The sequence below is a fragment of the Paucihalobacter ruber genome (assembly GCF_006494535.1).
GTDB classification, from domain to species: domain Bacteria; phylum Bacteroidota; class Bacteroidia; order Flavobacteriales; family Flavobacteriaceae; genus Paucihalobacter; species Paucihalobacter ruber.
This window is the reverse complement of sequence record NZ_VHIQ01000004.1, coordinates 89,651-103,906: the sequence shown is the minus strand read 5'-3', so window position 1 is coordinate 103,906 and position 14,256 is coordinate 89,651. Positions and strand designations below refer to the sequence as shown.

General features: G+C 37.5%; 9 protein-coding genes. 8 read left to right on the top strand and 1 reads right to left on the bottom strand.

The annotated features are described in order from the left end of the window. Window positions 1–154 precede the first annotated feature (154 nt). From FJ651_RS09250 to FJ651_RS09230, 5 genes are all read left to right on the top strand, one after another. Complete coding sequence (locus FJ651_RS09250) at window positions 155–775, top strand: acyl carrier protein phosphodiesterase (protein ID WP_140990232.1); 621 nt, start codon at window positions 155–157, stop codon at window positions 773–775. Continuing rightward, window positions 772–2,487, top strand: coding sequence for a gamma-glutamyltransferase (gene ggt / locus FJ651_RS09245; protein WP_140990231.1), 1,716 nt, complete (start codon window positions 772–774; stop codon window positions 2,485–2,487). Before FJ651_RS09250 ends, ggt begins: the two co-directional genes overlap by 4 nt. A gap of 216 nt (window positions 2,488–2,703) precedes the next feature. After that, window positions 2,704–5,940 (top strand): S41 family peptidase, encoded by a 3,237-nt coding sequence (locus FJ651_RS09240; protein WP_140990230.1) that lies wholly within the window; start codon window positions 2,704–2,706, stop codon window positions 5,938–5,940. Window positions 5,941–5,948: 8 nt separating this feature from the next. Then, complete coding sequence (locus FJ651_RS09235) at window positions 5,949–6,662, top strand: hypothetical protein (RefSeq protein ID WP_140990229.1); 714 nt, start codon at window positions 5,949–5,951, stop codon at window positions 6,660–6,662. 12 nt (window positions 6,663–6,674) lie between these two features. Continuing rightward, the gene (locus FJ651_RS09230; RefSeq protein ID WP_140990228.1) at window positions 6,675–7,349 is read left to right on the top strand and encodes a M24 family metallopeptidase; all 675 of its coding nucleotides are present in this window, start codon (window positions 6,675–6,677) and stop codon (window positions 7,347–7,349) included. A 119-nt stretch (window positions 7,350–7,468) separates the two neighbouring features. On the opposite strand, the gene pckA is transcribed toward FJ651_RS09230, so the two are convergent. After that, on the bottom strand, window positions 7,469–9,070 hold the full coding sequence (pckA, locus tag FJ651_RS09225) for a phosphoenolpyruvate carboxykinase (ATP) (protein WP_140990227.1): 1,602 nt from the start codon (window positions 9,068–9,070) through the stop codon (window positions 7,469–7,471). 207 nt (window positions 9,071–9,277) lie between these two features. Between pckA and FJ651_RS09220 the strand changes: the two genes are divergently transcribed. From FJ651_RS09220 to FJ651_RS09210, 3 genes are read left to right on the top strand one after another with little or no spacing between them, the layout of a single operon-like run. Next, window positions 9,278–10,021, top strand: a complete 744-nt coding sequence (locus FJ651_RS09220; RefSeq protein ID WP_140990226.1) for a DUF2490 domain-containing protein — start codon at window positions 9,278–9,280, stop codon at window positions 10,019–10,021. Between the two features lie 11 nt (window positions 10,022–10,032). Continuing rightward, window positions 10,033–11,457 (top strand): SLC13 family permease, encoded by a 1,425-nt coding sequence (locus FJ651_RS09215; RefSeq protein ID WP_140990225.1) that lies wholly within the window; start codon window positions 10,033–10,035, stop codon window positions 11,455–11,457. Window positions 11,458–11,468: 11 nt separating this feature from the next. Next, window positions 11,469–14,186, top strand: a complete 2,718-nt coding sequence (locus FJ651_RS09210) for a cation-translocating P-type ATPase (RefSeq protein WP_140990224.1) — start codon at window positions 11,469–11,471, stop codon at window positions 14,184–14,186. The last annotated feature ends 70 nt before the right edge of the window (window positions 14,187–14,256 follow it).

The window sequence follows — 14,256 nt, the reverse complement described above, 5'->3', positions numbered from 1 at the left end:
CTTTTGTAAATCCACGTGAAGATTGATTCAAGTGAAAAAACATCATAATATAAGTTACAGATCATCATAAAATTAGAGCGTTTCTTTTAAATTTCAATCTTACGAAGCTGCAAAAACTTCAATAATATTAATCAAAATAACTTATTTTTATAGAATGAATTTTCTGTCTCATATTTACCTTTCGGGCAATAACAACTTAATTAAAATTGGAAATTTGGTGGCCGATGGCATACATGGTAAATCTTATCTCAATTATCCCGAAGCGATGCAGATTGGCATTTTGCATCATCGGGAAATAGATACTTTTACAGACGCCCATCCCCTATTTAGACAATGTACAAAGAGGTTGCACTACAAATACAGCCATTACAGTGGTATTGTGATTGATATTTATTTTGACCATTTTTTGGCTAAAAACTGGTCTCAATATCACGACCTACCCTTAGAAATATTCGTAAATGATTTTTATGAGATGATTCAAAAGCATGAAGAAATTTTACCTGAAAAATTTAGGCGACTTCTACCCTTTATGGTTGCTCAAAATTGGTTGCTAAGTTATGCCTCCATAGAAGGTATTCAAGAAGTCTTTAATGGTATGCACCGACGAACCAAACAGCAAGCCGCATTAAACGAAGCTGTAACAGAACTTAAGCTATATTATAAAGCATTTGAAGCTGATTTTAAATTGTTTTTTGAAGATTTAAAAGTATTCAGCCAGATAAAATTGAACGAACTCATTTCGAACTATCAACTTAAATCTAATTTTGGTTTATGAGGCATTTTTTAAAAATAGGAGGCTTAACAATTTTACTGGGAATTACACTAGTTGCTTGTAAAAAAGAGAATGCGCATCAAATTTTAGAAGAAACCAAACGCGGCGTCATCACCCAAAAAGCCATGGTTGTTAGTGCCCGCGAAGAAGCCTCGAAAATAGGAGTTGCTATCATGCAACAAGGCGGTAATGCTTTTGATGCCATGATGGCCACTGAAATGGCACTGGCGGTATGCTACCCATTTGCAGGAAATTTAGGCGGTGGCGGTTTTTTGGTTTACAGACTGGCCGATGGCACTAAAGGCAGTTTAGACTACCGAGAAAAAGCGCCAATAGCAGCCACAAAAGATATGTACTTAGATGCCAATGGTAATGTGATACCGGGAAAAAGTACCCTAGGTGCCATGGCGGTTGGTGTGCCCGGAACTGTTGCAGGCATCTTTGAAGCTCATGAAAAATTCGGTAATTTAGATGTTAAAACTATTTTACAACCGGTTATTGAACTGGCACAGAAAGGCTTTGTAGTTACGTCAGACCAAGCAATACAATTTAATAGCTTGGACAGCTTGTTCACCGCCGTTAACGGTCAAACCATTCTTTATAATAAAACGGTTAAAACAGGTGACACCCTTAAAAACATGGCCTTGTCTAACACACTTAAGCGCATTGTTATCAACGGAAAACGTGAATTTTATGAAGGTGAAACAGCTGATTCACTCATTGCATTTCTCCAAAGAAAAGGCGGTATTATAACACATGAAGATTTAAAGCGATACGAGCCCGTTTGGCGAGATCCAATCACTTTTCAGTATAAAGATTACGGCGTTACCTCAATGGCACCGCCATCGTCTGGTGGCATTACCTTAGCGCAAATTATGGGAATGTTGCAGCATTTCGATTTAAAAGAATTTGATCATAATTCGCTTAAATATATTCAAGTGCTGGTTGAGGCCGAAAGACGCGCCTACGCCGACAGAAATTATTATCTCGGTGATCCTGATTTTGTAGAAATTCCGTCCAACTATCTTTTAAGTGATGTTTATTTATTAGATAGAATATCCGATTTTAGTTTTGAATCGGCCACTTCTTCAGAATCTGTTCAAAAAGGAAATATCCAAATTTATGAAAGTGATGAAACAACCCACTACTCTATTGTTGATCCGTTTGGCAATGCCATTGCAGTAACTACCACACTTAATGGTGCTTATGGCAGCAAATTATTCAGCAGTGAATTGGGATTTTTTCTAAATAATGAAATGGACGATTTTAGCAGCAAACCCGGAGAACCCAATATGTTTGGTCTTATTGGCGCCGAAGCTAATAGCATTATGCCCGAAAAACGAATGCTCAGTTCGATGACACCGACCATTGTTGAAAAAGATGGGGCATTATTCATGACACTGGGCACACCCGGTGGGTCAACCATTATTACATCTGTTTTACAAACAATATTAAACGTGATTGAATTTGATATGACCATGCAAGAAGCTGTGAATGCACCTAGGTTTCACCATCAATGGTTACCGGATGAAATTCGGTTGGAATCTGATAAATTCAATGACAAATTAAAAGCTAATTTAGAGGTTCTAGGCTACAAACTCAGTGAAGAACCTAATCTTATCTTAGGAAGCGTGAATGGTGTTTTAATATTAGAAAACGGCTCTCTTGAAGGTGGTTCAGACCAACGACGTGGTGACAAAGCCGTTGGATTTTAGAAACTGAACTAAGAGAAGAGAGAAGAGAAAAGAGAGAAGAGAGGAGAATGGGAAGATATTAGAAGTAAAAAATAGAAAATGAAAATGAAAAATTATCTAGAAATTTTTTTTAATCTATTATAATCAAGCACTTAAAATTATCTAACATTTAAGTCAAACACGAAATTAAAACCATAAAATTAATAACTCAATACCCAATAACTAAATAACTAAAATATGAAAATTATCACAACCTTAATCCTTGCCTGCTACAGTTTAGTCTCTGTGTCGCAGGGCACACAGCTTTTAAGACAGCCAACCATCTCAAACGATGAAGTTGTTTTTGTTTATGCCAACGATTTATGGAAAACATCGATTAACGGCGGAAATGCCATTAGACTAACCAGCAATGACGGTTATGAGCAAAATCCGCATTTCTCACCAGATGGAAAATGGATTGCTTTTACCGCCGAATACGACGGTAATGTAGATGTATATGTAATGCCTTCAGAAGGCGGAGAACCCAAAAGACTCACCTATCACCCCGATGGCGACTACGTTCAAGGATGGACACCCAATGGTGAAATTTTATTCAGATCGGGTCGAGACAGCAAACCCACACAAACTACCAAGTTTTACACCGTAAATCCTAAAGGCAGTTTCCCAAAAGTGATAGATTTAGAGCGCGCTGCTTATGGCGACATATCAGAAGACGGCAAATACATTGCCTACACGCCTATTATGAGTTGGGATGCAGAATGGCGCAACTATCGTGGTGGCCAGGCCATGCCTATTTGGATTGTTGATTTAAAAACAAAAGAGTTAATTACCACGCCTCAAAAAGATAAGGAAAGACACTTAGACCCTGTTTGGTTAGATGGCGATGTTTACTATTTATCTGAACGCGATTACACCAGCAATATCTGGCGCTTCAATGTGAAAACCAAAACCGAAGAGCAAATTACCTTTCACAAAAAATTTGATGTTAAAAGTCTTGATGCTCACAACGACAAAATAATTTACGAACAAGGTGGCTATTTGCATGTAATTGACATTGCTACTAAAACAACCAAACAACTGGACATTAATGTTGCAGGAGATCTCAGTTTTTCAAGACCACGCTGGGAGAATGTTACTGCTAATAATCTCATCAACGGAAACATCTCGCCAACAGGCAAACGTGCTCTATTTGAATATCGCGGAGAAATTTTTAGCATTCCTAAAAAAGACGGTAGCTGGATAAATTTAACCAACAGCCCCGGCTCAGCCGATAGATATCCTGTTTGGTCACCCAAAGGCGATAAAATAGCTTGGTTTTCAGATACAGGTGGCGAATATCAACTATCAATTGCCGATCAAAACGGACAAAACCAAATACAAATACCACTGCCTAATCCCACTTTTTATTTTAGACCCGATTGGTCGCCTGATGGTAAACATTTAGCTTTTACAGATACCGATTACAATATCTGGATAGTTAATTTAGAAACTAAAAAAGTTACAAAAGCCGACACAGATCGCTACGCACATCCCAATCGCAGCATGAATCCGGTTTGGTCGCCCGATTCTCAATGGATTGCCTACGCCAAACAGTTAGACAGTCATTTTAAAGCAGTTTTTGTTTACAATATTAATACTAATAAAAGCCATCAAATTACAGACGGCATGGCCGATGTTATTAGTCCGGTATGGGATGAAAGCGGCGACTATATTTACACACTTGGAAGCACCAATTATGGTTTATCAACCGGTTGGCTTGACATGAGTTCTTACGATCCTAAAACAGTGCGCAGTTTATACGCCATTGTTTTGAGTAAAACAGGGAAAGCACCAAACCTGCCAAAAAATGATATGGAAGCCGCAGATGAATCTGAAAAAGACAAGAAAAAAGACGAAAAAGATACAGCTGTTAACGTAAAAATTGATGTAAACGGAATTTTAGACCGCGTGATTCCACTAAAATTAGAAGCCAGAGAATACATGGCGCTGGCGGCAGGTCCAAAGCATAAAGTTTTTGTGGCCGAACAAGTACCTAACGAACGCAACTTGCTGTTGCATAGTTACGATGTAGCTGAAGAAAAAGCCACAGAATTCGCTAAAGGTGTACAAAGTATGACTACCAGTGCCGATCGAAAAAATATACTTTTAAAACAAAATGGGAGTTGGTTAATTGTCGACACAAAGGCAAGCCCGAAACCCGGCGATGGTAAATTAGACACTAACTTAAAAATGCTGGTAGACCCAAAAGCCGAATACCACCAAATGTTTAAAGAAGGTTGGCGCTTTATGAGAGATTTTCTGTATGTCAATAATGTACACGGCGCTCCGTGGGATAAGGTTTACGAATGGTATGCTCCCTGGATTGACCATGTACGTCACCGAACAGACCTCAACTATGTTATTGATATTATGAGTGGCGAAGTAGCCATTGGCCACTCTTATGTTTCTGGTGGCGATATGCCAAATTTAGAACGCGTACAGGTTGGGTTATTGGGTTGTGATTACGAGACAAAAAACAACCACTACCAAATTTCAAAAATTTACGGTGGTGAACGTTGGAATCCTAATATTGAAGCACCTTTGGGTTTACCGGGAATTGATGTTAAAGAAGGTGATTACATTTTAGCAGTCAACGGAAAAAGTTTTACGGCCGAGCAAAATATTTATCACTTATTTGAACAAACTGCAGGCAGAACCACACAAATAACAGTCAATAGTAAACCCAATCTAATCGACTCCCGAGTTATAACGGTTAAGCCTGTAAGCAATGAACGTGGGTTGAGAACTATTGACTGGGTTGAAGGTAATCGTCGACGAGTTGATGAACTTTCAAAAGGACAATTAGCTTACGTGTATGTACCAAATACTTCCAACCCTGGTTTTACCTCATTCAATCGCTATTACTTTGCACAACAAGATAAAAAAGGTGTGATTGTAGACGAGAGAAACAATGGCGGTGGTTCGGCAGCCGATTATATGATTGATATTATGAGTAGAGAATTGTTTGGTTATTTTAACAGCAGAACCGAAGGTAACAGACCATGGACAACACCAATGGCAGGCATTTGGGGCCCGAAAGTAATGCTTATCAACGAACGTGCCGGCTCAGGTGGCGATTTGTTACCCTATATGTTTAAGGCCAAAAATTTAGGTCCGTTAATCGGAACCAGAACCTGGGGCGGTTTGGTTGGAACCTGGGATACGCCACCATTATTAGATGGCGGGAGAATGGTAGCACCACGAGGCGGATTTTACGATGCATACGGCAACTGGGCTGTTGAAGCCGAAGGGGTTGCTCCTGACATTGAAGTGATTCAGCATCCAAAATTAACTTCAGAAGGCCGAGACCCGCAACTGGAACGCGGTGTGGAAGAAGCCTTAAGATTGTTAAAAGAAAATCCGTTTCAATTAAAACCCGAACCGGCACCACCAATTAGATGGAAACGCCCGGCGGGTTACGACAAAGAAGATTAATTTTTATAATGAAGTTTAAGAAAATACTTAAAATAACAGCGGGCGTGGTGGTGTTTTTAACGTTGCCATCACTCCTGCTGTTTGCGTTTTTATACTTTAAATACAATGAGCCAATACCATCAGGTGAAACAGGTAGAGAAGCAGACTTACTGGCTGAAAAAATGTTGAATGCTCTAAATTATGAAGCATACCAAAACACGAATTATGTTGAATTTAGCTTTAAAAATATGCACCACTACAAATGGAATAAAGCAGAAAATAAGTGCGAAGTGATTTGGAAAGACTTCAAAGTAAATCTCAATTTAAACACACCTCAACAATCTGAAGTATTTGTAGCTAATAATCTTTACAAAGGAAAAGACAGAGAAAAACTCATCAATAAAGCTTTGAGTTATTTTAACAACGATTCGTTCTGGTTGGTAGCCCCTTACAAAGTTTTTGACCAAGGAACCGAACGACGGGCGGTAACCACAGACGAAGGTAAACAAGCACTTTTAATTACTTACACCAGTGGCGGCAGCACTCCCGGCGATAGTTATCTATGGCATTTAAATAACGAAGGAGTACCAGAGAGCTTTCAAATGTGGGTTTCTATTTTGCCAATTGGCGGATTGGAAGCGTCTTGGAATAATTGGACTACTTGCGAAACCAATGCTCAGTTACCTACTTTTCATAAAATGCTGATTTTAGGTATAGAACTTGAAAATATCACTTGTAAATAATGTAAATTAAGAATGACCGAAACACTCAAAAATTTAATAGTAGCCGAAAAAAAAGCTACACAGCTCTTTTCAGAAATAGAAAATAAAAAAATCATTTCGGCCGGTAAAACCGAAAAGCAAGTTAATACCGAAATCTTTGATCTGGCCTTAGAAATGTTTGGCATCAAAAAGTATTGGCATAAGCGAATTGTTAGAGCCGGTGAAAACACTTTAAGACCTTACGATGACAATCCGCCGGATTTGATTATTCAGGAAAATGACATTGTTTTTTTAGATTTTGGACCCATTTTTGAGGATTGGGAAGCCGATTTTGGAAGAACATTTGTCATAGGTAACGACCCTTATAAAATAAAACTCAAAAACGATATTGAAACCGCCTGGTACGAAGTTAAAGACTGGTTTGAACAACAAAAAGAACTGACTGCATCTCAATTTTTTCATCACATAACAGCAACAGCCAACAAATACGGTTGGGAGTATGGTGGACCCATAGGCGGTCATTTAATAGGGCAATTTCCTCATGAACGTATTGAACCCAATAGTTATTTATTGTACATTCATCCGGAAAATCATAACAGCATGTTCGCTTTAGATAAGGATGGTAAGAAGCGTCACTGGATATTAGAAATACACTTTGTAGACAGAGAGAAAAAAATTGGTGGATTTTTTGAGCAGTTATTGACTTAAATTATCTCAAATATAAAAACATATCTTAATATTAATATAAAAATAGCTTTAAGAGATTAACCAACAACAAATAAAAGAAGCCGCAATGTGCGGCTTCTTCAATTTTAAAAAGATATTAATTACAACTGTGGGCCGGCAGAAACAAGTTTTTTACCTTCTTCGGTATCCGTATATTGTTCAAAGTTTGAGATATACTTCGCTGACAGACTTTTTGCCTTACTTTCCCAATCAGAGACGTTTTTGTAAGTGGTTCGCGGATCTAAAATATCGCTCACTCCTTCCAGTTTTTTTGGAATTGTCAGGTTTAAATATGGAATGTGCATGGTTTCTTCCTTATCAATATCGCCTGTTAATATGGCATCAATGATAGCTCGAGTATCCTTCAAGGAAATACGTTTTCCTGTACCATTCCATCCAGTATTAACCAGATAGGCTTTGGCATTGTGTTCTTTCATTTTACCTATCAATGTTTTTGAATACATGGTTGGGTGCAGCGATAAGAAAGCTTCGCCAAATGCCGGAGAAAATGATGGTTGTGGTTCTGTAATGCCACGCTCTGTACCCGCTAATTTAGAAGTATAACCGCACAAGAAGTGATATTGCGCTTGTTCATCGTTTAAAATGGAAACAGGAGGCAAAACGCCAAAAGCATCGGCTGATAAGTAAATAATTTTATTAGCGTGACCGGCTTTAGAAGGTAATACAATTTTATTGATATGATAAATAGGATAAGATACTCTCGAGTTTTCTGTAATAGAGTGATCAAAGAAATCTACTTCACCATATTCGTTTACCACGACATTTTCCAATAAGGCGTTGCGTTGAATGGCGCGATAAATATCGGGCTCATTTTCTTCGGTTAAATCAATAACTTTCGCGTAGCAACCACCTTCGTAATTAAAAACACCATGATCATCCCAGCCGTGTTCATCATCACCTATTAAATATCGTTTTGGATCGGCAGACAAAGTGGTTTTACCTGTGCCCGATAATCCAAAGAACAAGGCCACATCACCCTCTTCACCCACGTTCGCTGAACAGTGCATTGAGGCAATTCCTCTTAAAGGTAAATAGTAATTCATCATAGAGAACATACCCTTTTTCATTTCGCCTCCGTACCAACTTCCTCCAATGACTTGAATTCTTTCGGTGAGGTTAAATACTACAAAATTTTCAGAATGAAGTCCGTGTTCTCTCCAATTAGGATTGGTTGTTTTAGAGCCATTCATAACGATAAAATCTGGTGTTCCAAAGTTTTCCAATTCATAATGAGACGGGCGTATAAACATATTTGTAACAAAATGCGCTTGCCATGCCACTTCCATCACAAATCTTACTTTTAATCTGGTATCGGCATTGGTGCCACAAAAAGCATCAACAACATATAATTTTTTAGAAGCAGACAATTGATCTAGCACTAATTTTTTCAAATCATCATATACCTCCTTAGTTGTTGGTTTATTAACATTTCCGTCCCAGTGAATGGTATTTTTCGAGACATCATCCATAACTATAAATCTATCTTTAGGCGAACGTCCTGTAAATACGCCCGTTTTAACAGCCACAGCTCCCAAATCGGTTTGTGCACCTTTTTCAAAACCCTGACATCTGGATGACATTTCGGCTTTGTACAGTTCTTCATAACTTGGATTGTATGATACCTCATGGTAACCTGTAATTCCCATGTCGTGCAACTCTTGGATAACTCTGATATTTTTCATGTTAGTAAATTTAAATGTTTGTATTATAACAACTCAAAGGTCTAAAAAGTTTAGTATTTAATAACTGACAATAGTCATGTTTAGAAGACAATTTTTCACTATAACGATTTCGTAAAAAACGTTTATTTTCAAATGCTTACATGACATATATCACTTTTTTATCAGCGAGTTTATAAGTACCTTTGTGGGTATATTTAATTTCACTAAATGAAACTAATTTACCGACTAATATTATTCTTATTAATAGGTAGTTTTACGCATCATCTTTCTTCTCAAGAAGATTTTATCTACGAAAATCAGGTTTGGGTGGGTTATCTTACCAGTTCTAGGGTGAGCGATAGAATTTCAATTTGGAACGACGCTCATTTTGTACCTGAAAGTTTTTTGATTGTTAGAACAGGCGTTACTTACCATTTTAACTATAGTGAAAAAGTGAAAGGAAGTAGTACATTAGGCTTTGCCAGATTATGGCTTTACAGTCAAAATGATATTACACCAACCCGTAATGAATATCGGCCATGGGGACAAACAACAGCCTCGTTTAATCTTAATAAATTTACAATTACTAACAGGTTTAGATACGATGCCAGATTTAGACAAGAAATTGAAGATAATGTTTTGCTGGACAGTTATGAGTTTAACTGGCGTTTACGATACTTCTTAATGGCGAAATATCCTCTTATTGTTAATGATGAAAAAAACACAGAATGGTATGCTTACAGCTTTAATGAGATTTTATTCGACACCGGCCGAAATGTCACCAACGGTTTTAGATTAAACCAAAACAGATTTACCGTTGGTATCGGATATAAATTTGATAACCTAAGAATTCAATTGGGTTATTTAAATATGATAAAAAATCCACCTGTTGATGGCAGTAAAGTTTGGGCAAACACCGCCATGTTAATGGTTTTTCATAACTTCGATTTTAGAAACAACAAAAAACAATAACTTAATTTATCATGTCAGATTCGAGATCCTATTCGTTATCAAAATATACCAAAAAAATAGAGCGACAAACCAAAACCATTTTTTTCTTAGCCACTTTGGTATTATCGTTTTTTCTTGTCTATGTATTGAGAGATGAAAGCTTTACTTCGACTCAGGATTACACGCTATTTTTGCTCTTTATGGCGATTGGTTTATGGATCACAGAAGCTATACCGCCGTTTGCAGTTGGGATATTAATTATTGGATTTTTGGTCTTTTCAATGGGATCAAACCCTGATATTGACGTTACACAATACGTACAAACCTGGTCTGACGGCGTTATATGGTTATTTTTGGGTGGATTTTTTCTGGCAGAAGGTATGAGAAAAACACAATTAGACGAATCATTGTTGAAATTTATACTACCAAAATTAGGTGGTAACTCCAAAAATGTTCTTCTGGGTTTAATGATGGTGACCGCTGCACTATCAATGCTTATGAGTAATACCGCTACAACCTCTATGATTTTAGCCTCTATTGCGCCGCTTATATTAACACTTGGAAAAGATTCGCCTTTGATAAAAGCCCTGATTATTGGTGTACCGGCAGCAGCGTCTATTGGTGGCATGGGTACAATTATTGGTTCTGCTCCAAATGCCATTGCTGTAGGTGCGCTGGAAGGAATTGGAATTAGAATTTCATTTATTGAATGGATGATTATTGGTATGCCGGCGGCTTTGTTATTGGTGTATTTATTTTACAAATTACTGGTTAAAAAATATCAGCTTAAAACCCAACAGATTTCCCTGGATTTTCTCGAAACCGAAGTCGTACCGCTAACTCAAGAAGACAAAATCAAAAAAAATATTGTACTGGTGGTATTGGTTGGAACACTCACGTTGTGGCTAACATCTCAATGGACAGGTATTCCTGTTGCTGTTGTATCAGGAGTTCCTATTGTCTTGTTAACCATGCTAGGAATTATAGATTCAGAGGATGTTAGAAGGTTACCTTGGGACACACTAATGTTGGTTGCCGGTGGTTTATCTCTTGGATTAGCCATTAAAGAACAAGGTATTGCAGAATATTTTGTACAAAGCATCAATCATTTTGAACTAAATTACTACGTAATGATTGTTATATTTGGTTATGTGTCGGTTGTTTTATCCAACTTTATGAGCAACACGGCAGCAACCACTATTTTGGTGCCTGTTGGTATTTCACTGGTTAGTATTATTCCAGGTGCTAATGTGGCCTTTTTACCCGTTGTAATTGGGTTATCTGCCTCTTGTGCCTTATTGCTTCCGGTTTCAACACCGCCAAATGCGGTAGCTTTTAGTATGGGTATTGTTGGACAAAAAGAATTTTTCCCTGGTGGATTGTTTATTGGATTACTGGGCCCATTAATATTAATTTTATATACCATTTTAAGTTTTAGCTTGTTCAATTTTGGATAAAATAACTGCACATGGGTTCTCAAAATATCAAAAATAATTTATGGCATAGTTTAGAAGTCAACGAGATTTTTAAATTACTAAATTCTGATATAAAAGGACTTACAACTGAGAAAGCCTCGTCAATTTTAGAAGAACACGGTTTTAATAAATTACCTCAAGGAAAAAAGATTTCCCTACTCAACATAATCTTTCATCAGCTTTTAAACCCGCTTATCTTCATTCTAATTGCTGCAGCCATTGCGTCTGTATTGATTGGAGAAGCTAAGGATGCTATTTTTATTTTGTTGGTGATTTTAATCAACAGCATTCTTGGAACTTATCAAGAATACAATGCCGAAAAAAGTGCTTCTGCCCTTCAAAATTTATTGAAGATCAAAAGTCTTGTAAAAAGAGACCATAAAATAATTGAAATTGATTCTGAAAATATTGTAATTGGGGATATTGTTTATCTTGAGTCCGGTGCAAAAATTCCAGCCGACCTAAGACTAATCGATACCCGTAATCTGGAAATTGATGAAAGTTTTTTAACAGGTGAATCGTTAAGCGCTATTAAAGGTACCAAGATTTTAAACCAAGATATGGCATTGCAAGAGCGCAGTAACATGGCCTACGCAGGTGCAACCGTTATGTCTGGTCGCGGAATGGGGATAGTGGTTGCAACAGGCATACATACCGAAGTAGGCAAAATTGCAAAAAATGTCTCTACAGGTGAATCAGCAAAAGCACCGTTGATATTAAGAATGGAGAAATTCACCAAAAGAATCAGCATTTTTATCATTGGCTTAAGTATTATTCTGGCGGTTTTTCTTCGAATGCAGGGCTTAGATTTTACATCTATCTTCTTTTTCGTAGTAGCCCTTGCTGTTTCAGCAATTCCTGAAGGTCTTCCTGTGGCACTAACCGTAGCATTATCAATTGCTACCAAACGCATGGCCAAACGCAATGTCATTGTTAGAAAACTAACCTCGGTTGAAAGTTTGGGTAGTTGCACGGTTATAGCCAGTGATAAAACAGGTACGCTCACTGTTAATCAACAAACAGCTAAAAAAGTAGTGTTACCTGATAAAAGTTCATTTCAGGTTTCGGGTGAAGGTTATAACGGTGAAGGTTTTGTAAGTGACGAAAACAGCCATCAAAAAATTACTCACCAACAGCACCAGGGACTTCACCAACTAGCATTGATAGGGTGTTTGGCAAATGAAGCTGAATTATCTCAATTCAATGGAGAATGGAAACACCAAGGAGACGCCATGGATGTGGCCTTTTTAGGGTTGGCATATAAATTAAAAATTGATATTGAAGCGTTAAAAGATGACAACCTTATTATTGATAAAATCGCTTATGAATCTGAATTAAAATATGCCGCTGCATTTTACAGAAAAGATGATCAAATTTTTATAGGAATGAAAGGAGCAGTTGAAACATTATTGGACTACTGCGAATATCAACAGGAAAATGGCGTCAAACAACCCATCAACACATCTTCAATACTCAAACAAACCGAAGAACTGGCTTCTCAAGGTTACCGGGTTTTGGCGGTTGCTAATGGCAAATGTTCAAACTATCAATCAAAAAATAATTACAATAAAGATGATATTCCACCACTTACCCTTTTAGGTCTGGTATGCTTTATTGACCCCTTGCGAAAAGAATCTAAGGAATCTATTGAAATCTGCAAAAAAGCAGGTATCAAAGTTATAATGATCACCGGTGATCATCCTGAAACTGCTAACGCTATTTCAAAAGAGTTGGGAATCAACAGTTCTACCGGTATGATTGTTACCGGAGACATGTTAACCAATGCAGGAAAAAATACCGGCAAGGCTTATCAAAAACTAGTTTTAAATGCTTCAGTTTTCGCCAGAGTATCACCTATTCAAAAATTGGAAATTGTAGAAGTGCTTATTAATAACGGCGAATTTGTAGCCGTCACAGGCGATGGCGTTAACGATGCACCGGCTCTCAAGCGCGCCAATTTAGGCGTTGCAATGGGCTCAGGCACCGATGTAGCCAAAGAAGTGGGCAATATGATTGTGGTTGATGATAATTTTAGCTCCATAGTAGCAGGTGTTGAAGAAGGAAGGTTTGCCTATGACAACGTGCGAAAAGTGATTTTTTTACTAATTTCAACCGGCGCTGCAGAAGTAATATTGTTTATTTTGTCTATTTTATTCGGATTACCTTTACCTCTTTTAGCAGTACAATTACTTTGGCTTAATCTGGTAACTAATGGTATCCAGGATGTAGCACTTGCTTTTGAAGCCGGCGAAAAAGGCGCCATGCAAAAAAAACCGCGTAGCCCAAAAGAAATGATTTTCAACAAAACCATGATTAGCCAAATCCTTGTTTCAAGTTTCACCATTGGAATAATAGTATTTGGACTATGGTTTACTCTCATAAATTACAGTAGTTTAAGCGAAGCATCCAGCCGAAACCTGATTTTGCTTCTTATGGTATTTATGCAGAATTTTCACGCCCTAAATTCCAGATCAGAGGTGACCTCGGCTTTCAAAATACCCATTAAGAGCAATGTTATTTTAATTGTTGGTATTATGGGTGCTCAGGCCATTCATGTTTTAAGTATGCATCTTCCGTTTATGCAAGATATTTTGAGAACTGAACCCGTTAATATTACTACATGGACAACGGTACTATTGCTGGCTGTGCCCATAATAATTGTGATGGAAAGTTATAAAGCGATCAAAAATAGATTTTATAAAAATATTTAACAGGAGCTAAACCGTGTTTGTCGAAAATAATTTTTTTGTCATAAAGTAAGCTTGTAAGTTTGACTTGATA

Coding starts and splice junctions, on each gene's coding strand:
- FJ651_RS09250 (WP_140990232.1), top strand. CDS start 155: ATGAATTTTCTGTCTCATATTTACCTTTCGGGCAATAACAACTTAATT.
- ggt (WP_140990231.1), top strand. CDS start 772: ATGAGGCATTTTTTAAAAATAGGAGGCTTAACAATTTTACTGGGAATT.
- FJ651_RS09240 (WP_140990230.1), top strand. CDS start 2,704: ATGAAAATTATCACAACCTTAATCCTTGCCTGCTACAGTTTAGTCTCT.
- FJ651_RS09235 (WP_140990229.1), top strand. CDS start 5,949: ATGAAGTTTAAGAAAATACTTAAAATAACAGCGGGCGTGGTGGTGTTT.
- FJ651_RS09230 (WP_140990228.1), top strand. CDS start 6,675: ATGACCGAAACACTCAAAAATTTAATAGTAGCCGAAAAAAAAGCTACA.
- pckA (WP_140990227.1), bottom strand. CDS start 9,070: ATGAAAAATATCAGAGTTATCCAAGAGTTGCACGACATGGGAATTACA.
- FJ651_RS09220 (WP_140990226.1), top strand. CDS start 9,278: ATGAAACTAATTTACCGACTAATATTATTCTTATTAATAGGTAGTTTT.
- FJ651_RS09215 (WP_140990225.1), top strand. CDS start 10,033: ATGTCAGATTCGAGATCCTATTCGTTATCAAAATATACCAAAAAAATA.
- FJ651_RS09210 (WP_140990224.1), top strand. CDS start 11,469: ATGGGTTCTCAAAATATCAAAAATAATTTATGGCATAGTTTAGAAGTC.